17 protein-coding genes are annotated in these 18,680 nt (G+C 57.1%); 12 read left to right on the plus strand and 5 right to left on the minus strand.

Annotated features, from left to right (window positions below; genetic code table 11):
* Positions 1 to 290: 290 nt before the first annotated feature.
* The 9 genes from uhpT (at position 291) to AAHA41_RS04550 (ending at position 9,244) form a co-directional block, all read left to right on the plus strand.
* Complete coding sequence (uhpT, locus tag AAHA41_RS04510; RefSeq protein ID WP_323071244.1) at positions 291 to 1,697, plus strand: hexose-6-phosphate:phosphate antiporter; 1,407 nt, start codon at positions 291 to 293, stop codon at positions 1,695 to 1,697.
* Positions 1,698 to 1,903: 206 nt separating this feature from the next.
* A complete protein-coding gene (locus tag AAHA41_RS04515) occupies positions 1,904 to 2,209 on the plus strand; it encodes a fructose PTS transporter subunit IIB (RefSeq protein ID WP_033114409.1) in 306 nt (101 codons plus the stop codon).
* Positions 2,209 to 2,976, plus strand: coding sequence for a PTS sugar transporter subunit IIA (locus AAHA41_RS04520; protein ID WP_323071248.1), 768 nt, complete (start codon positions 2,209 to 2,211; stop codon positions 2,974 to 2,976). The genes AAHA41_RS04515 and AAHA41_RS04520 overlap by 1 nt, the downstream gene beginning before the upstream one ends.
* 118 nt (positions 2,977 to 3,094) lie before the next feature.
* The gene (gene rluE / locus AAHA41_RS04525; RefSeq protein ID WP_323071250.1) at positions 3,095 to 3,973 is read left to right on the plus strand and encodes a 23S rRNA pseudouridine(2457) synthase RluE; all 879 of its coding nucleotides are present in this window, start codon (positions 3,095 to 3,097) and stop codon (positions 3,971 to 3,973) included.
* Between the two features lie 84 nt (positions 3,974 to 4,057).
* Positions 4,058 to 4,561, plus strand: a complete 504-nt coding sequence (locus AAHA41_RS04530; protein WP_203975459.1) for an NUDIX hydrolase — start codon at positions 4,058 to 4,060, stop codon at positions 4,559 to 4,561.
* A gap of 150 nt (positions 4,562 to 4,711) precedes the next feature.
* Positions 4,712 to 5,818, plus strand: a complete 1,107-nt coding sequence (gene mnmA / locus AAHA41_RS04535) for a tRNA 2-thiouridine(34) synthase MnmA (protein ID WP_127006697.1) — start codon at positions 4,712 to 4,714, stop codon at positions 5,816 to 5,818.
* Between the two features lie 23 nt (positions 5,819 to 5,841).
* Positions 5,842 to 6,456 (plus strand): high frequency lysogenization protein HflD, encoded by a 615-nt coding sequence (gene hflD, locus AAHA41_RS04540; protein ID WP_041208876.1) that lies wholly within the window; start codon positions 5,842 to 5,844, stop codon positions 6,454 to 6,456.
* Between the two features lie 121 nt (positions 6,457 to 6,577).
* Complete coding sequence (purB, locus tag AAHA41_RS04545) at positions 6,578 to 7,948, plus strand: adenylosuccinate lyase (protein ID WP_323071257.1); 1,371 nt, start codon at positions 6,578 to 6,580, stop codon at positions 7,946 to 7,948.
* Between the two features lie 165 nt (positions 7,949 to 8,113).
* Complete coding sequence (locus tag AAHA41_RS04550; protein ID WP_323071258.1) at positions 8,114 to 9,244, plus strand: cupin domain-containing protein; 1,131 nt, start codon at positions 8,114 to 8,116, stop codon at positions 9,242 to 9,244.
* 69 nt (positions 9,245 to 9,313) lie between these two features.
* Here the strand turns inward: AAHA41_RS04550 and AAHA41_RS04555 are convergent, their stop codons facing one another.
* The 5 genes from AAHA41_RS04555 to AAHA41_RS04575 all read right to left on the minus strand — a co-directional run bounded on the left by AAHA41_RS04555 (position 9,314) and on the right by AAHA41_RS04575 (position 15,123).
* Positions 9,314 to 10,456, minus strand: coding sequence for a heparan-alpha-glucosaminide N-acetyltransferase domain-containing protein (locus AAHA41_RS04555; RefSeq protein WP_323071260.1), 1,143 nt, complete (start codon positions 10,454 to 10,456; stop codon positions 9,314 to 9,316).
* Between the two features lie 117 nt (positions 10,457 to 10,573).
* Positions 10,574 to 10,900: a hypothetical protein gene (locus AAHA41_RS04560; RefSeq protein WP_104014220.1), complete on the minus strand. Its 327-nt coding sequence runs from the start codon at positions 10,898 to 10,900 to the stop codon at positions 10,574 to 10,576.
* 160 nt (positions 10,901 to 11,060) lie between these two features.
* Positions 11,061 to 12,608: an FAD-dependent oxidoreductase gene (locus AAHA41_RS04565; RefSeq protein ID WP_323092152.1), complete on the minus strand. Its 1,548-nt coding sequence runs from the start codon at positions 12,606 to 12,608 to the stop codon at positions 11,061 to 11,063.
* Between the two features lie 10 nt (positions 12,609 to 12,618).
* Positions 12,619 to 13,950, minus strand: a complete 1,332-nt coding sequence (locus tag AAHA41_RS04570; protein ID WP_323070030.1) for an FAD-dependent oxidoreductase — start codon at positions 13,948 to 13,950, stop codon at positions 12,619 to 12,621.
* A 414-nt stretch (positions 13,951 to 14,364) separates the two neighbouring features.
* Positions 14,365 to 15,123, minus strand: a complete 759-nt coding sequence (locus tag AAHA41_RS04575) for a GntR family transcriptional regulator (protein WP_279007580.1) — start codon at positions 15,121 to 15,123, stop codon at positions 14,365 to 14,367.
* Positions 15,124 to 15,275: 152 nt separating this feature from the next.
* Between AAHA41_RS04575 and AAHA41_RS04580 the strand changes: the two genes are divergently transcribed.
* From AAHA41_RS04580 to AAHA41_RS04590, 3 genes are read left to right on the plus strand one after another with little or no spacing between them, the layout of a single operon-like run.
* On the plus strand, positions 15,276 to 16,298 hold the full coding sequence (locus AAHA41_RS04580) for an ADP-ribosylglycohydrolase family protein (protein WP_323070032.1): 1,023 nt from the start codon (positions 15,276 to 15,278) through the stop codon (positions 16,296 to 16,298).
* Positions 16,299 to 16,300: 2 nt separating this feature from the next.
* Entirely contained in the window at positions 16,301 to 17,683 is a 1,383-nt protein-coding gene (locus AAHA41_RS04585) for a cytosine permease (RefSeq protein ID WP_323070033.1), read from the plus strand.
* A gap of 1 nt (position 17,684) precedes the next feature.
* On the plus strand, positions 17,685 to 18,629 hold the full coding sequence (locus tag AAHA41_RS04590) for a PfkB family carbohydrate kinase (RefSeq protein WP_215801658.1): 945 nt from the start codon (positions 17,685 to 17,687) through the stop codon (positions 18,627 to 18,629).
* The last annotated feature ends 51 nt before the right edge of the window (positions 18,630 to 18,680 follow it).

The following is an 18,680-nucleotide window of genomic DNA, read 5'->3' on the forward strand; positions in this document are numbered from 1 at the left end:
CACGCTTTGCCCGCGAAATCGCAAAAACTAGGAAATTTTCCTAATTGCCCTAGGGATGGCTCTCAAGCCATTTTTTCCGCCCCTGATTAGAGTCACCCCACCTGATGTCGTGACCCGCACCACGACGGGCAACATGCCCCGTCCTTCGGCAGCGGGCCCGGGTTTACACGGGCAGAAGCAGGCCAGCCGGCCCCCCTTTTGCCCCCTTTCCGTGGCGTGACCTCCCATAACTGCACAACAACGCAAGGGGCGCGGCGGAATAGCGTCTATCTCGCAGAGGATGAACGAAAATGTTGAAATTTCTTGAACAGGTCCGGGTCCCCACCCTCGACCTGCCGGTAGAAGCCCGGCGCAAACTCTGGTTCAAGCCGTTTATGCAATCCTATCTGGTTGTATTTATTGGCTATCTGACCATGTATCTGATCCGCAAGAACTTCAACATTGCGCAGAATGACATGATCCAGTCCTACGGTCTCTCCATGACCGAACTCGGCATGATCGGCCTTGGCTTCTCCATCACCTACGGGGTGGGCAAGACCATCGTCTCCTACTATGCCGACGGCAAGAACACCAAGCAGTTCCTGCCACTGATGCTGATCCTCTCCGCACTCTGCATGCTGGGCTTCAGTGCCAGCATGGGCGGCACCGGTTTCAGCCTCTACTTCATGATCTTCTTCTACGCCCTGAGCGGCTTCTTCCAGAGCTGTGGCGGCTCTTGCAGCTACTCCACCATCACCAAGTGGACTCCCCGCAACAAGCGCGGCACCTATCTGGGCATGTGGAACCTCTCCCACAACGTGGGCGGTGCCGGTGCAGCCGGTGTGGCGCTGTTCGGTGCCAACTATCTGTTTGATGGTCACGTGCTCGGCATGTTCATCTTCCCCTCCATCATTGCGCTGATCGTCGGCTTTATCGGCCTGCGCTTCGGTAGCGACTCGCCGGAAGCCTACGGCCTTGGCAAGGTGGAAGAGCTGTTTGACGAAGTGGCGAGCGAAGAGGATATCGCCACCGAGGAGCAGAAGCTGACCAAATGGCAGATCTTCGTGAAGTACGTGCTGCTGAACAAGGTGATCTGGCTGCTCTGCTTTGCCAACATCTTCCTCTACGTGGTGCGTATCGGTATCGACCAGTGGTCCACCGTCTATGCCCACCAGGAGCTGGGCTTCTCCAAAGACGTGGCTATTCAGGGCTTTACCTTCTTTGAAGTGGGCGCTCTGGTCGGCACCCTGATGTGGGGTTACCTCTCCGATCTGGCCAACGGCCGTCGTGGTCTGGTTGCCTGCGTGGCACTGGCGCTCATCATCGCGACTCTGGGTCTCTACCAGCACGCCACCACCCAGTTCATGTTCCTGGGCTCCCTGTTCACTTTGGGCTTCCTGGTGTTTGGCCCGCAACTGCTGATCGGCGTCGCCGCCGTGGGCTTCGTACCCAAGCAGGGCATCAGCGTGGCCGATGGCGTCAAGGGCACCTTCGCCTACCTCATCGGTGACAGCTTCGCCAAGCTGGGTCTGGGCATGATTGCCGATGGTACCCCCATCTTCGGCCTGACCGGCTGGACCGGCACCTTCGCCGCGTTGGACATGGCAGCAGCCGCCTGTCTGGTACTGATGGCCTGCGTGGCGATTGCCGAAGAGCGCAAGATCCGCCGCATCAAGCGCGAGCTGAAAGCCGCCCAACTGGCGACCCAGACCGCCTGATAGTCATCACAACAGACGCAGATTGTTCAGGGCTACCCACACGGGTAGCCCTTTTTGTTTAGCCAAACTAAATACTCAAGTGGCCCTTTTGCGCCATTTTTGCGGCCCAAAGCCCTATCGAGATCCCACTTTTGGCCGGGGCTTTTGGCAAAAAATCCCCGCCGGCGTTATCTTGTTGGCCCCCCGTTTCGCACAGTTCAGAGCCAATGAAGATCATTGCCGTCACCGCCTGCCCGACCGGCATCGCCCACACCTATATGGCAGCCGAAGCGCTGCAAAAAGCCGCCGCCGCCCTCGGCCTCAAGATCAAGGTCGAAACTCAGGGCGCCATGGGGATGGAGAACTCCCTCACCGCCCGCGACATCGCCAGCGCCGATCTGGTGCTGATCGCCTCCGACATCGACATCGAGCAGAAGGAGCGTTTCCTCGGCTGCCATATCCATCGGGTGAGCCTCGAAACCGTGCTGCTCGATGCGCAGGCGGTGCTGAGATCACTGCCCCGGCCCAGCTGATGCTAAGCCGCGAGATCACCTTCTACTGCCATCAGGGGATGAGCATTGCCCGCACCAAGCAGCTGAGTCGGCTGGCGGGGATGTTCAAATCCTGCATTCGCTGCGCCAACCTCACCCGGCGCCAGACGGTTATCGCCAGCAATCAGCTCTCCCTGCTCACCCTCGCCACCCAGCCCGGCGATCTCTGCCAGCTGCAGATAGAAGGTAACGACGCCGAGCTGGCCCATATGGCCTTCACCTGCTGGTGCGGCGAGCTGGGCCAGCCGCTGGTGCGCCCCGCCAGCGCTGCGCTGGCCGAGCTGCGTCTGGCGAGCGCCCTGCCCGACTACCACTTCGCCCTGCGCCAGCTGGCTCACAGTCCCGCCCCCCTGACCAAGAGCGAGGCGCTCGAGCATCTCATCGACCTGCTGCCCGCCGAGCTGGTCGGCGACAGAGCCGCGCTGGAGGAGGCGATCAGTCGGCGCGAGCAGATCGCCGCCACCATCATCTGCCCGGGCCTCGCCATGCCCCATGTGCTTTGCGAGGGGATAAGCCAGCCCGCCCTGAGCCTGCTCAGCAGCCCGGCCCCCATTGAGTGGGGTTCGCAGCTCGGGCCGGTGCAGACCATCATCCTGCTGGCGGTGCCAACCGGCTGCGGGCGCGACACCCTGCTTCCCCTCACCCGGCTGGCCCGCGCCCTGATGGACGAAGTGATAAGCGGCGCCCTGCTGCAAGCAAGCTCGGCCCCTGCCAGACAAGCCATCGTGATTGAAAACCTGCTCGGTTGACCCTCGGCCGGAAGCCGCCAATTTTCCCGGGATCTCTTTACCTACTCCTCCCATTCATCCTGCCGTCAGCCCCCTGTGGTACACTCGCTGCCATTCCCACTTGCCAATCCGCTATCCGATGAAATCTGCCCGCTCCCGACTCTCGCTGCCAAACCGTCCCGCCCGCGATGGCGCCCCCCGCTCTGCTGCCCGGCCAGCCGAACCCCGCCACGTTGCGGCGCGCAAGCCGGAGCTGGCCCCCGAGGATCGCAAGCTGCTGCTGTTGAACAAGCCCTACATGGTGCTCTGCCAGTTCACCGACGAGGCGGGCCGCGAGACCCTCAAGGATTACATCAGCGAGCCCGGCATCTACGCCGCTGGCCGGCTTGACCGCGACAGCGAGGGGCTGCTGCTGCTCACCAACGATGGCAAATTGCAGGCGCGCCTCACCCAGCCGGGGGAGAAGACCCCCAAAACCTACTGGGTGCAGGTGGAAGGCGTGCCGAGCGAAGAGAAACTGGCCGCCCTGCGCGCCGGTGTGGAGCTCAACGATGGCATGACCCTGCCTGCCGGGGCGCGCATCATGGATGAACCTGCGGTGTGGCCGCGCAATCCCCCCATTCGCGAGCGCAAGGAGATCCCCACCTGCTGGCTGGAGATCAAGATAGTGGAGGGGCGCAACCGGCAGGTGCGGCGGATGACCGCCCATATCGGCCACCCCACCCTGCGCCTTATTCGCTACGCCATCGGCGACTGGACGTTAGATGGTCTGGCCCCCGGCGAGAGCCGAGCCCTGCCCGCTCCCGAGTTGGCGCCCGCCCCGCGCAGGGCACAGGCACCCAACAAACCGCGCAGTCAGGGCTCAGGCAGCAGCAATCCGCGCGCTGCCCAACCGACCCGAAGCCTGCATGGTCAGGGCCAGGGGCGCGACAACCGTGACACGAGCCCACGCCCGGCCAATCGCAGCGGCGGCCGTGGCACCGCGCGCCGACCGGCCCGCAGCAAACCCTCGGAATAACGCGCAGCCCGCAGGCAATCGAACACGCTGAATCGAGCCCCCGCTTCGGCCGGGGCCAAACCGGTAACGAGACAAGGAGTCCTTATGAGCGATAACCTTCCTGCATCGCAGGAGAAAACGCCGCACGAGCGCATGCAGGCCAGATTGACGGTCGCCGCGCTGGTGCAGTGGCAGGGCCGCTTTCTGGTGGTGGAAGAGGAGATCAAGGGCCAGCGCCGCTTCAACCAGCCCGCCGGTCATGTGGAGGCCGGTGAAGATCTGCTCACCGCCGCCTGCCGCGAGCTGAAAGAGGAGACGGGGCTGACCGCCACGCCCACCTCTTGGCTTGGCACCTATCTCTACAAACCGGCCGACAGCGAGGCCACCTATGTGCGCACCGCCATCATCTTCGACCTTGAAAAAGCGCCGGGTCAGCACCATCCAGAGGATCCTGACGGCGACATCCTCGCCTGCCACTGGCTCACCCTGGAGGAGATCGCCGAGTGCAAACCAGCCCTGAGAAGCCCCCTGGTGTGGCAGTGCATCGAGGATTATCTGGCGGGAACACGCCTGCCGCTCTCGGCACTCAAGGCCTTTATCCAGAGCTAGGGACAGAACAGGCATCCGCTGGCAATCGCCGCAAGAAAAACGATTTCCCGCTGCAAGGTTCCTGATGGGGACAGTGGCATGGAGATGTGACCGGGGGCGCAAAACTCTGGTAGAATACGCCCCGTTTAAACGAACTGGTAACTTCGACTAATGACAGACAACAGCCAAATCAAGGTGATCGTCGGCATGTCCGGCGGCGTGGATTCTTCCGTCTCGGCCTACCTGCTCCAGCAGCAGGGCTATCAGGTCGAAGGCTTGTTCATGAAGAACTGGGAAGAAGACGACACGGACGAGTACTGCTCTGCCGCCCAGGATTTGGCTGATGCCAAGGCCGTCTGCGACAAGCTGGGGATGAAACTCCACACCATCAACTTCGCGGCCGAGTACTGGGACAATGTGTTCGAGCATTTCCTCGAAGAGTACAAGGCTGGCCGCACGCCGAACCCGGATATCCTGTGCAACAAGGAGATCAAGTTCAAGGCGTTCCTCGAATTTGCCGCCGAAGAGCTGGGTGCCACCTACATCGCCACCGGCCACTATGTGCGCCGTGACGACAGCACCGGCCGCCCGCGCCTGCTGCGCGGTCTCGATACCAACAAGGATCAGAGCTACTTCCTCTACACCCTGAGCGAAAAGCAAGTGGGTCAGAGCCTGTTCCCGGTTGGCGATCTGGAGAAGCCGGAGGTGCGCCGCATCGCCGAGCAGCTGGATCTCATCACCGCCAAGAAGAAAGACTCCACCGGTATCTGCTTTATCGGCGAGCGCAAGTTCAAGGACTTCCTGGCCAAGTTCCTGCCCGCCCAGCCCGGTAAAATCGAGACCGTGGATGGCAAGGTGATCGGCGAGCATCAGGGTCTGATGTATCACACCCTGGGCCAGCGCAAGGGGCTTGGTATCGGCGGTCGCAAAGATGCCACCGAAGAGGCCTGGTATGTGGTCGACAAAGAGGTCGAGCGCAACGTGCTGGTGGTGGCGCAGGGCGAACATCCCCGCCTCTACTCCGATGGTTTGATTGCCAGCCAGCTGCACTGGGTGGATCGCACCCCCATTCGCGAGCCGCGTCGCTGCACCGTCAAGACCCGCTACCGTCAGCAGGATATCCCCTGCCTGATCCAGCCCATCGACGATCTGACCATCCGGGTCATCTTCGACGAGAAACAGGCTGCGGTAACCCCGGGCCAATCCGCCGTCTTCTACGACGGGGAAGTGTGTCTGGGCGGCGGCATCATCGAACAGCGTTTCAGCCATCCGGTTTGAGCCAATAGCAGAAGGCAGCATACGTGAGCGATAAATTCCAAGACAGAACCATGGCCTTTGCCGGCATCTGCCAGGCGGCCGCGCTGGTCCAGAAGGTGGCCCGCGACGGCAGCTGTGACGAGGCCGCCCTGCGCGAGAGCCTCTCCAGCATTCTGGTGACCAACCCGAGCCACCCGCTCGAGGTGTTCAACAACACCCATCTGGCCATTCGCGACGGCTACCGCGCGCTGGTCGAGCAGCTGGGTGCCGACGGCAGCCAGAAGAATGCCGAGCTGACCCGCTATGTGGTGAGCCTGATTGCGCTGGAGCGCAAGCTGGCCAAGCGCAAGGACATTCTCAACATGCTGGGTGAGCGGATCAGCCAGATCGGCCGCCAGCAACAGCATTTCGATCTGCTCGACGAGCAGATCCTGGCGAACATGGCGAGCATCTACAGCGACCTTATCAGCCCCATCGGGCCACGCATTCAGGTGGCCGGCACCCCGCTGTTCCTGCAGCAGCCGCTGGTGCAGCACAAGGTGCGCGCCCTGCTGCTGGCAGGCATCCGCGCCGTGGTGCTGTGGCGCCAGCTCGGTGGCAGCCGCACCCAGATCATCTTCGCTCGCAAGAAGATGGTGGAACTGGCCAAGCGTTACTAATCATTGGCTTGCGCGCAGGGAGAGGGAGACAAGGTGAACAGCCGCACATCAGCCTTGATACACCCAGACCGGCGCGCAAGTGAATACGGATCCCCCACACCAATCATCAGGAGTTCACCCCATGGAGCTGTCCGCGCTGACTGCTGTTTCCCCGATTGACGGTCGTTATGGCGACAAGGCCGATGCCCTGCGCCCTATCTTCTCCGAATTCGGCCTGCTGCGTTTTCGCGTTGAAGTCGAGGTTCGCTGGTTGCAGAAACTGGCCAGCCACGCCGGGATCCCGGAAGTCCCTGCCCTGAGCGCGGCCGCCAACGCCCTGCTCGATGGCATCGTCAGCAACTTCAACGAGAGCGACGCCGCCCGCATCAAACAGATCGAGCGCACCACCAACCATGATGTGAAAGCGGTGGAGTACTTCCTCAAAGAGAAAGTCGAAGTTAACCCGGAGCTAGCGGCTGTCAGCGAGTTCATCCACTTCGCCTGCACCTCGGAAGACATCAACAACAACTCCCACGGTCTGATGCTGAAAACCGCCCGCGAAGAGGTCATCAAGCCTTATTGCGAGAAGCTGATCAGCGAGATCAAGCGTCTGGCTCACGAGTACCGTGACATGCCGCTGCTCTCCCGCACCCACGGCCAGCCGGCGACCCCGAGCACCATGGGCAAGGAGATGGCCAACGTCGCCTACCGTCTGGAGCGCCAGTACAAGCAGATCATGGCGGTGGAGATCCTCGGCAAAATCAACGGCGCAGTCGGCAACTACAACGCCCACATCAGCGCCTATCCGGAAGTGGACTGGCACCAGTTCTCCGAGGAGTTCGTTACCTCCCTGGGTCTGACCTGGAACCCCTACACCACCCAGATCGAGCCGCACGACTATATCGCCGAGCTGTTCGATGCCATGGCCCGCTTCAACACCATCCTGATCGACTTCGACCGCGATGTGTGGGGTTACATCTCCCTGGGTCACTTCAAGCAGCGCACCATCGCTGGCGAAATCGGCTCCTCCACCATGCCGCACAAGGTCAACCCCATCGACTTCGAGAACTCCGAAGGCAATCTGGGTCTGGCCAACGCCGTGTTCCAGCATCTGGCGAGCAAGCTGCCCATCTCCCGCTGGCAGCGGGATCTGACCGACTCGACCGTGCTGCGCAATCTGGGCGTTGCCATCGGCTATTCCCTTATCGCCTATCAGTCCACCCTCAAGGGTATCTCCAAGCTGGAAGCCAACGACGCCGCCATGGCCGCTGATCTGGATGCCAACTGGGAAGTGCTGGCCGAGCCGATCCAGACCGTGATGCGCCGCTACGGTATCGAGAAGCCCTACGAGAAGCTCAAGGAGCTGACCCGTGGCCGCCGCGTCGATGCCGAAGGGATGCGCACCTTTATCGACACCCTGGAGCTGCCGGAAGCGGTCAAGGTTGAGCTGAAGAAGCTGACCCCGGCCAACTACATCGGTGACGCCCAGCGTCTGGTTGATCTGCTGAAATAAGCGGATAAATGACACTACCGGGGCCCTGTGCATGATCTGCAACAGGGCCCCGGTTATTTTATGTGGCACCCTATACACGGTTTGCAAGAGGGCTTGCCCGAGGCCGGCAGCCGCCTCTGGCAAGACCTCTCCTGACCTTTGTCGAACCCTTTGACGAGAAGATCTATGTACGAACTCAATCTGGATATCGCTCACTTCCTCGAGCATTACTGGCAGAAGCGCCCGCTCCTTATCAAGGGCGGCTTCAAGGACTTTCAGGATCCCATCAGCCCGGACGAGCTGGCGGGTCTGGCCATGGAGGAGGTGGTAGAGTCCCGTCTGGTCACCCGTTTCGACGGCAAGTGGGATGCGGCCCACGGCCCCTTCGAATCCTATGACCATCTGGGCGAAGAGAACTGGACCATTCTGGTACAGGCATGCAACCACTGGGCCCCCGAGGTGAACGAGCTGGCGGTACCGTTCCAGTTCATTCCGGGCTGGCGCTTTGACGATGTGATGGTGAGCTTCTCCACCCCTCACGCGGGTGTCGGCCCCCACATCGACAACTACGACGTGTTCATCACCCAGGGTATCGGCAAGCGTCACTGGCGGGTTGGCGATGCCAAGCCGCTCAACGAGTTTGCCGCCCACGCCGCATTGCTGCACTGCGAGCCATTCGAGGCGATCATCGACGTCATCATGGAGCCGGGCGACATCCTCTACATTCCGCCCGGATTCCCCCACGAAGGCTACGCCATCGAGCCCTCCATGAACTTCTCGGTAGGCTTCCGCGCACCGGATGCCAAGGCGCTTATCTCCTCCTTTGCCGATCACCTGATCGACAACGAGGTGCGTACCGAGCGTTACGGCGATGCCGACCTCAAACCCCGTGCCCGTCACGGCGAGATCCAGCCCCACGAGCTGCACCGTCTGCGCGAGCTGATGCAACAGGCCCTCGATGACGAGACCCTGTTCAAGGAGTGGTTCGGCACCATGATCTCAGAGGCCAAGCACGATCTGGATGTCAATCCGGTCGAGCCGGACTACAGCGCCGAGGAGATAGCAGACCTGCTGACTCAGGGCGAGCCCGCCATCAAGGTGCCGGGCCTGCGCAGCGTCTGGTTCAGCGGCGAAAACCAGCAGTGCTATATCGATGGCGAAGCCTGGACCCTGCAGAGCGAAGATGCGGCAGCCATTTCGCTCTTGTGCGACAAGGACATCATCACTCAGGCCGATATGGTGGAGCTGGCCGATCAGGCCGGTTTCCTGCAACTGCTGACCCGACTGGTCAACCGCGGGTACTGGTTCTTCAACTGATCCGACAACCGTCGTGCAGAGATAAAAAAGGAGGGGTATCCCTCCTTTTTCTGTTTAATGCAGCGCACATCATTTATTAAAAAGAAAGAGCACCAGCATAGTCGCGAGCAGGGCCCCAACCAGGATTAGGGTCGTGGATGAGAAATGCCTCTGACCATCCCCCGCTTTCCAATTTGCATATATCGTTGCCAACACATCACTGACCACCACAATCCCTGCCGTCAGTACAATAAAGCTCGCCATGCTCAAACTTTGTCCCGGAATAGCCAAAGTCAGCCATGAAATGATCACCCAGTGAATGCAGTAAATCGGGGTAACATTTTTACTCCAGCGACCCGCGATATCCTTGATAAAACCAGGTACATAACGTACCAGATAACTCAATATAGCGAGTTCAAATATGACACCACCAGTAAAAGTGATATTATCCGTCAAGATATGATGGTAATAACCAGTCTCAAGATTCATACCTGTTGGAATAGAGAACAAAAAATTGAAAAGGTATATACCGAAGAAAAATACGACTGCCGCAACAGCCCCCGATATCAGATAAAACTTTCTTTTATCAGTGCAGCGGATCAGATAATCGCCAAAAATATATCCGGCGATGGGGTAAAATGCCCATGTCAGGAACGGGAAATATGAACTTTCATTACTTCCCCAAAAAAGTCCAGCCAGAGAAGATACGGGCAGAGTCTGGGTTTGCACTGGCAATAGCAAAATATTTATCAGGGCAAACACCAATCCGGTGATGCCGATAGCAATCTTGTTAAACTGGAAAAAATTGAAGCCGGCAAACATGATCATTGCCAACCCTGAAAATTGCAGGATATCCACGAACATCAGCTCATTGAATCCCTTGTAGAGATAGCTGATGTCTGCGCTATTGAATCCCATAATTACGTTTGGGATGAATCCACGTACAAAACTGAGCAGGTAGGCTGTACATAGCAGAGCAAGACCACGCCAGGCCATTGATGCCGGTTGATTCTTCCTGGAATAATTTATGCCGATACCAAGCAGAAACATGAACATAGGGGCTGCAGGAATATCCCCATTAAAATCATTTATATCAGCCAGTAGTGTGTCCCATACCCCTGCATTGGCAAAAACCAATTGTACATGGATGATAATCATAAATAGCACGGCTAAGCCTCTGGCTATATCTAGCTCAGGTTGCCGACCACTATTTACTTTATCCGGAGAAAACATATCTCACCTACCTTTAATTCATATAACTGGTTACGGCATAGCCATGCAACAATATGGCATTGCTAACAATGCCATAACGTATCACCTCAAACTTATAGAGAAACTCGTCTTATATGGTCATTCCACCATAAACGTCATAAACATATCAAAGAACACACCAAAAAAGGCGATACTGATACCAAATATAAAAAGATAGAGAGTGTGTCTATAATAAGTCAGTGCATCATCATCCTGACGGACACTTAATATTCTGAACAATACAAAGATCATGCTCACTGTGCCAGAGAACACACACATGCCGATCAAATATGCCTGCCACGCAGAGCCAACATGTTCGACGTCACCACGCACCCATGTCGCCATATAATTGAGCAAAAAGCCCAAGATAATACCGTTGGCAGTTACCATTGGTGCTCGTAGATTGGTTATTTTATCATCTTTCATTTACTCCCCCTGAAACCGGAATTATATTCACATCACGACACTATCATCAGCGCTTATGAAATATAGATCCCGGTTGGTTACATGGCAAGAAGGAGCAATACCATGCAAGGTATTACTCCATCTCCAGATTTATATCGCCGTCTGCAGTTAAATTATTGTGTCAGTCGTGATCTGCCTCAAGGATTTTTTCTGCCGCATAGTAACCAGATTGCACTGCTGCCTCAAAAGTCGGGTAGATCATATAGTCGCCCGCCAACACTATCGAGTCATCATCACTGTTATTCAGTTTGAGCAATCTGTCATATGCCCCCAATGACATCACTGGATATCCATATGGGAATCGCTCAATATCGTAACCTGTAATTTTTTTACTTGCTGCGGAAAATATTTTATCCAAATCACGATAGACATTCTTCAGCAACTCATGATCGCTCATGGTCAAAATTGACTGATCATGACTGGTCTTGGGAGCGATGTAGACAGAAATGATATTGGCTCGATCTTTTTTCTGCTGGTCGTAAAACCGTTCAACCCAGGTAGCATCATAAACATCAGTGAAGAAGTAACTGTCTGGCACGGCCAAATCAAACGCCTTGTCAAATATCGGCGTATCAGAGAATAGTGCGACCGTAACATAAGGAGCGTAAGTAATCCCCTTCATGATCTCTTTACGCTCTGACGACAAAACAGCATCAGCGATCTTCAGAGTCACCGGAGCCGGGGTCGCAATGACAACTCTCCTGGCCAGGATAGTGGCTTGCTTGCCCCCTTTTTGGGTGTATACCACTGCATAATTTTCACCTTGTCTGCTAATACCGGTGACTGTACTCCCGGCTCTGAGCTTGCCATTCAACGCCTGCCCCAACTTATCAGTCAGCTCGGAGATACCCTTGGTAAAGGTGTAAGAGTTGGAACTCTCTTTTTTCGCCTCTGCATACTGCTCCGCAGCACTGCCAGGTTCATCATCCAGCACATAACCATGTTCGTCATCGTCATAATCAAATGCGACCTCGGGGATCAGACTCAGTGCAGATATCTCCTGCAGACCAGCCCCAAAAAGTCCACGGCTGGTCACATTGTATTTATCTATATAAACCTCAGGAATTCCATTCGCTGTTAACCAGCTTTTGGCATCCATATAATCCATTTTTTTCGTACGATCATTATATTCCGTATCAGGTATTTCATCGTAATGCTTATATTCTGATGAAATTAGTTTGATAAAATTATTATATGTTTCCAGATCACTATGCTTTATCAAATGTCTGGCAATACCATCACTACCATAACTGATAGATTCCCCATCATAAATAGCATCCATTGGTGAGGGAATTTCTTTCATTTCAAGACCGAGCTTGCTCACCATACCTGCCAGCACATCATCGGGCTCCCCCAGATATTCTGTACCTTTGGCATAGGTAAACTGTTTATGGTGTCCTGAAGAGGTACGCCCACCAACTGTGTCATTTTTTTCCAACAAGACAAGATCTTTATCTTTCAGAAAGTACCCTGCGGTAAGACCTGATATACCACCACCGACGATCACTATATCATGAAACTCAACTTGAGCTGGCTGCACGCCAGACTCACGAGCACAAAGAATAGTTACCGGCAGCAAACAACATATACCTATGAAGGCAACCTTCTTATTTAAACCATTTCTTATATTAATCTGCATAGTGTCACCTCTATCTTTTCCATCACCCATTTTACGTTCATTAAGGAGTGCGATTTAGACCGGAGGAGATAACCTCATCAGCTGCCCTTACACCAGATAAATAGGCACCATGTACCGTCTGAAAGAAGTGTCTCTCGGTCGCCTCACCAGCAAAAAAGAGACGATGTGCAATACTCTTCGCCAAATCGTCCCTAGCCTTGGGAGTTGTGCCCAATCCGTTGTATGAATAAGCTCCCATAGCATAAGGATCCGCACTCCAGCGTGTAATCAGGTAGCTCACCGGGTCTGGAATATTTTCACCATACATGGCTCTCAATGCTGCCATCGCACTGGACACTGTATCCTGATCGTCCAGCTGTTCAACATGAAGCGCAAACTCGGCAGCATTAAAGCCAATCAAAACTGGCTGATTGATATGTTTGGCCAAGCTGACCCATTCAACCCATTGTCCTTTATTGCCAGTATCGGGGATATTGTTAATCCAGTCGTAGCGAGTATCCCAAAATGCGTAGGGGAAATGGAGGCAACATTTATTCAGCGTACCAACACCAAGTTTTTTAATTGCTTGTGCTTTCCTGCTTGGCAATGGTGGTTGAAATTCCACACGACCTGATTTCAAAACACCCAGTGGTAAAGTCAGTATTACTTGCGCAGCTTGATATGTCCGGCTTTTTGTTTTAACGATAACCTCTGCATTACTCTCATATTCAACTTTTATAATTTCCTGTTCAAGCAGGATATCTAAATCCTGAGCAAGGTACTCGACAACGGACTGATAGCCGTTATACAAAACCCATTCATCACCAGAAAAATCTTCATCACTATCAAACCAATATGAAGAGAGCTGTTCTATGGATCCGCCATACTCATGCTCTATGCTGCTACTTAAAACAAAATCGATAATTCGTTGTTCTTCTTCAGAGCGTGAGGAGTAGGAAAGACGGGAGTAAATGCCATCCCGCAATGAGACATCACGTTCCGCATCCTGCAAAATCATTATTGCAGCAGATATTTCATCTTCAATCAAAGTAAGACGTGCATACTGGGATGAACTCAGTTTATGAGAACCACCATAAAAAATATCTGCGCTCTCCGAATCGGTGGAAAAGTGCTTGATACCCAGCTCATCAGCAAATCTTGAAACAGGATTTTGTGGCCCGGCACCATGAATCCATGTTGCCCCAAGATCGATAGCAGGCCCCGCCCACTGCGAAGAGGTATGCAAACGCCCCCCAATACGATCCCGGGCTTCAAGTACCAATACGTGGTATCCGGCATCACGCAATTTTTTAGCCGCGACTAGACCTGCCACACCGGCGCCAATTACTATGACTTGCCATCTATCGGTAACCGCAGAAATCAACTCGCCCATGGTATTAGCATCTCCTCTACTATGACCAAGTTGCCAGTAAACCGATTGGTTAGAGGCAATATTGTCACTGCAACCTGTAAAACATTTCAGACAACATTCACTCAATTTGAGCGACCGCTCAAAACTACTGTAAGAGCTTGCTACAAGTCAATAGCAACATCGCTATCAAACGCTGTTCTTGAATCATGCAGTGAGAAGAATGGGGATGGGCCATTCAGCAAGCAGCCGCATCCATGCAGTGAATGTGATGGGGATACAGACAGGGGCAGAGAAAAAATACTATTTAAAATCAATAGTAATGCATGATTGAACATGACAGATGGCTCCGTATTACCATCACTACTGCCCTACGTGAAAACCAGTACGACAAAAGGCGCCTTATGGCGCCTTTTTTATTGCTATGGGCCCAACGGTTCAGCCGGGAATGGCGCCGCTGTTGAAGGTAAAGCTGTAGCTATCGCCGCGACAGAGGCTCTGACTCACCTCCAGCAGCTCCCCCAGCGCCGTGTAGCTGCGCTGCATCACGGCCAGCACCGGCATGCCGACCGGCAATCCCAGCATGGCGCTCTCGGTCTGGCTCGGCACCTGCTGGCGGATCTGGTACTGCTGGGCGACAGGCTCAATCCCCTCCTCCCGCCAGTGGGCGTAGAGCGAGCCCTCCAGCAGGTCGGGGCGGGGCAGGAACTGGCGAGGGATATAGGTGGTCTCGATGGAGGTGGGGTCATCGTTGACGCAGCGTACCCGGCGGATCTTGGCGATTTCTGTGCCCTCAGCCACCCCCATCAGGGCGGCCTGCTCGGCGCTGGCGGCCACCAGCTCGCGCGCCAGCCAGCGATCACTCAGCGCCCCGAGCTGGCTCAGCTGGGCGGTAAAGCTGCCACCGGCCAAGTTGTAGGTAAACGGAGCGTGCACGACGGTGCCCTTGCCCTGCTGCTTGATCACCAGCCCCTGCTCCGCCAGCAGGGAGATCCCCTTGACCACGGTGGCCCGGGATAGGGCGAGGCTGTCGGAGAGCTGACGCTCGGAGGGGAGCACGCAGCCGTGGGGCAGCAGTTTGCGCTCGATAGCCTGCTGCAGCCCCTGCGCCAGAATGAGATAGAGCGGCTCATCCCCTGCACAGGCCAGCCGTTGTTTCAACTCGTCAAACAGGTGTTCAGCACTCTCTCTCTGCATGGCGCTCTCGTCTAAAGATGCAAAAACATAAACAAATGGGTCCAGTCCACTTTACTTTAAAATGCGTTATGGTTCACACTGGACTGATACTGGATGTGTATAATACCCACTGGACTGCAACTGGACTACACAAAAAGGTGATCAATATCGTCATGACCCCATCAAGCTCTACCTCACTTCAACAGCAGCGTATTCTGGGTTGTCTCTATGGACAAGCGGTGGGCGATGCCTTTGGCATGCCATCTGAGCTCTGGTCCCGCGAGAAGGTACGTGCCTTCTTCGGCTGGATCCATGACTTCCTCGACGGCCCCGAGGAGAACATCGCCGCCAACGAATTCGTGCGCGGCCAGTTTACCGATGATACCAGCCAGATGGTTGCCCTGATGGATGCCATCATCGAGGAGCAGGGGGAGATCAAACCACTGACCATCGCCCGCCACATCATGAAGTGGGCCGAGGGGATCGACGCCTTTAGCAAAAATATTCTGGGCCCTACCTCCAAGGGAGCCCTTATCGCCCTGCAACAGGGGATCCCCCTTGAGGAGATCCAGGCCAATGGCGTGACCAACGGCGCCCCGATGCGCATCGCCCCCATCGGCTGCCTGATGCCGACCAGCGACAAGGAGGCCTTTATCGAGGCCGTGCGCCTTGCCTGCGTGCCAACCCACAAGTCGGATATCGCCATCGCTGGCTCCGTAGTGATCGCCTGGGCCATCAGCCGCGCCATTGAAGGGGCCAAGTGGGCAACCATTCGTACCGAACTGCCCCCCCTCGCGCAAGAGGTGCAGAGCCGTTTCGCCTCCACCTTCAGCGCCTCCCTTGGCCGCCGCATCGAACTCGCCTTCACCGCTGTCGACAAAGCACCGACCATCGAATCGGGTCTGGACGATATCTATGACCTGATCGGTTCCGGCATGGATGTGATTGAATCTATCCCCGCCGCGCTGGGCATAGTGGAGCTCTCCGAAGGGGATCCCATGCTCTGCGCCCAGCTGTGCGCCAACCTCGGCGGCGATACCGACACCATTGGTGCCATGGCCACCGCCATCTGCGGTGCCCTCAGCGACATCTCGGCCCTGCCGCTGGCAGCGCGCCAACTGATTGATCAAGCAAACCGGATTGACTTCGGCCCCTATGCCGAAGCCCTTGCTCACTATCGGCAACAGGACGTATGACTATGAGCCAGCAAGCAACCGAGATGCAGCCGGAACAGGCTTCCAGCGGCATCGATCTTATCCCTCCCCACGAGCGAACCAAGCAACCGGCGGAGCTCTTCTTCGTCTGGTGTGCCGCCAATATCGGCATTCTGGGGGTCGTCTACGGCGCCGTGGTGGTCTCCTTTGGTCTCTCCTTCTGGCAATCGCTGCTGGCGGCGGTTGCCGGGGTTGCCTCCTTCGCACTGGTGGGGATCACCAGCATGGCGGGCAAGCGCGGCCGCACCACCACCCTCACCCTCTCCCGCATCTGCTTTGGCAAGCGGGGCAATATCGCCCCCACCGCCTTCTGCTGGATCAACCTGATGGGCTGGGAAGCGGTCAATCTGGTCACCGGTACCCTGACGCTGGCGGCGCTGTTTTCCGCCATGGGGCTGGCGGAGTCCCACTGGATCACCGCCCTCTCCCTACTGCTCTTTGGCGGCCTGACCGTGGTGGTCTCGCTGCTGGGACAAAATACCGTGCTGATGATGCAGAAGTGGATCACTCGCACCTTCGGGGTGATGACCCTGATCGTGGTGCTCTATCTGATGGCCAACGCCAACTGGCAGGTGATAATGGCGCTCCCCTCCGGTGACTGGCTGACCGGCTTCCTGCCTGCCGTATCAGTCATCGCCGCCGGTACCGGCATCAGCTGGGCTATTGCCGGCGCCGACTACAGCCGCGATCAGAGCGAAAAATCGCGCCCCGGCGCCGTCTTCTCATCCGTGGTGGTGGGCGCCTCCCTGCCCCTCATCCTGCTGATGTTCGCCGGCATTCTGCTCACTGCCCAGATCCCCGATCTCGCCTCTACCGAGAACCCCATCGCGGCCATCGGCAAGCTGCTGCCGGCCTGGATGGCGATCCCCTATCTGGCCGCCGCGGTTGCCGGTATCGTCACCATCGCAGTGCTGAGCCTCTACTCCGCCAGCCTCAACCTGCTGAGTATGGGGGTCAAGCTGCGCCAGTCCCATGCCATCATGCTGGATGCCGTGCTGGTCGTCGGCGTCGCGCTCTACGTGCTGTTTGTCTCCGGCGACTTCCTTGGCCCCTTTATCGCCTTCCTGATCTTCTGCGGCCTCTTCCTGGCCTCCTGGGCTGCCATCTTCATCCTCGATTATCTGGCGCTGCGCCGTCATCAGGGTTACGACTATCTGGCCCTCTACGGTGATACCGGGGTGCGCAAGGGGCCGCTGCTCTGCTGGCTCGCCGGCTCCATCAGCGGCCTGATGGTCACCAAGACCGGCTTTATCGACGGCCCGCTGGCCATCGGCGTCTTTGCCGACTCCAGCCTCGGCCTGTTTGTCTCGTTTGCCGTCAGTCTGGTGCTCTATGCCCTGCTGCTGCACCGCATGAGGAGCGTCTGAGATGACTCCGCCCGTCCCGACCATGCCGGTCATGGTGATTGGCGCCGCCTTTGGCGACGTGATGCTGGAGATGAACCGCCTCCCCGTCTCGGGCGGCGATGAAGTCGCCCGCGAGAGCGGCCGCCAGATTGGTGGCTGCGCCTTCAACGTGGCTCGCGCCCTCGCTCGGCTCGGCGCCCCGGTGATCAACGGCATTACCGTCGGCCAGGGCAGCTGGGGAACGGCGGTGGAAGCAGCGATGGCAGCAGAGTCGCTGCCAGTCCAGTTGCGCGATCCGGCTCACGACAATGGCTGGTGTCTGGCACTGGTCGAGCCCGATGGCGAGCGCACCTTCATCACGGTGGAGGGGTGCGAGCAGTACTGGGATACCGCGGCGCTGAGCCGTCTGCTACCCGCTGGCACAGGGTGGGTCTATGCCTCCGGCTACGAGCTGACCGGCACCCAGGGGGCACCGCTGCTGGAATGGTTGCTCCAGCTGCCCGAGCGCATCACACCATTCATCGATCCGGGTCCCCGCATCGGTGATCTGAGCGCTGACGAGATTGCCGCTCTGCTGGCCCGTGGCGCCCTCTTCTCTCTCAATCGCGAAGAGGCGGCCGTGTTGCTGGGGGCCCCCGCCAGCGCAGCAACTGTAGCCAGCTTCTGCCAGCAACACAGGGCTGCTCTTATCGTGCGGGAAGATAAAGAGGGAGCACTGGTCGGCACCCCGGATGGTCAATGCCAGCGGGTACATCCCGTTGCGGTGCCCCTCTGCGATACCGTCGGGGCGGGCGATGCCCACGGCGGCGGCACCCTGATGGGGCTCGCCAGCGGCCTGCCGTTGGCAGAGGCGGTTCGCCTCGGCAATCTGGTGGCCGCCATCGTGGTCAGCCGTCCCGGCGCCGATGGTGCGCCAACCCGCGCTGAACTGGTCAATTACGACTTGCCTGTGATCACCGCTGCGTGATCGCTTTGGCCCGCTCCGGCACCGCTGGAGCGGGCATTTTTTCAATCGCAG

Source organism: Aeromonas sp. SER (genome assembly GCF_038739615.1).
In the GTDB taxonomy this organism is placed as follows: domain Bacteria; phylum Pseudomonadota; class Gammaproteobacteria; order Enterobacterales; family Aeromonadaceae; genus Aeromonas; species Aeromonas jandaei.

Excerpts from the sequence above, each read along its gene's own strand:
- AAHA41_RS04575 (WP_279007580.1), bottom strand. The coding sequence starts at position 15,123 with ATGCAGAGAGAGAGTGCTGAACACCTGTTTGACGAGTTGAAACAACGG.
- AAHA41_RS04515 (WP_033114409.1), top strand. The coding sequence starts at position 1,904 with ATGAAGATCATTGCCGTCACCGCCTGCCCGACCGGCATCGCCCACACC.
- AAHA41_RS04565 (WP_323092152.1), bottom strand. The coding sequence starts at position 12,608 with ATGGGTGATGGAAAAGATAGAGGTGACACTATGCAGATTAATATAAGA.
- rluE (WP_323071250.1), top strand. The coding sequence starts at position 3,095 with ATGAAATCTGCCCGCTCCCGACTCTCGCTGCCAAACCGTCCCGCCCGC.
- AAHA41_RS04590 (WP_215801658.1), top strand. The coding sequence starts at position 17,685 with ATGACTCCGCCCGTCCCGACCATGCCGGTCATGGTGATTGGCGCCGCC.
- AAHA41_RS04555 (WP_323071260.1), bottom strand. The coding sequence starts at position 10,456 with ATGTTTTCTCCGGATAAAGTAAATAGTGGTCGGCAACCTGAGCTAGAT.
- AAHA41_RS04585 (WP_323070033.1), top strand. The coding sequence starts at position 16,301 with ATGAGCCAGCAAGCAACCGAGATGCAGCCGGAACAGGCTTCCAGCGGC.
- uhpT (WP_323071244.1), top strand. The coding sequence starts at position 291 with ATGTTGAAATTTCTTGAACAGGTCCGGGTCCCCACCCTCGACCTGCCG.
- AAHA41_RS04530 (WP_203975459.1), top strand. The coding sequence starts at position 4,058 with ATGAGCGATAACCTTCCTGCATCGCAGGAGAAAACGCCGCACGAGCGC.
- AAHA41_RS04560 (WP_104014220.1), bottom strand. The coding sequence starts at position 10,900 with ATGAAAGATGATAAAATAACCAATCTACGAGCACCAATGGTAACTGCC.
- AAHA41_RS04520 (WP_323071248.1), top strand. The coding sequence starts at position 2,209 with ATGCTAAGCCGCGAGATCACCTTCTACTGCCATCAGGGGATGAGCATT.
- purB (WP_323071257.1), top strand. The coding sequence starts at position 6,578 with ATGGAGCTGTCCGCGCTGACTGCTGTTTCCCCGATTGACGGTCGTTAT.
- AAHA41_RS04580 (WP_323070032.1), top strand. The coding sequence starts at position 15,276 with ATGACCCCATCAAGCTCTACCTCACTTCAACAGCAGCGTATTCTGGGT.
- AAHA41_RS04570 (WP_323070030.1), bottom strand. The coding sequence starts at position 13,950 with ATGGGCGAGTTGATTTCTGCGGTTACCGATAGATGGCAAGTCATAGTA.
- AAHA41_RS04550 (WP_323071258.1), top strand. The coding sequence starts at position 8,114 with ATGTACGAACTCAATCTGGATATCGCTCACTTCCTCGAGCATTACTGG.
- mnmA (WP_127006697.1), top strand. The coding sequence starts at position 4,712 with ATGACAGACAACAGCCAAATCAAGGTGATCGTCGGCATGTCCGGCGGC.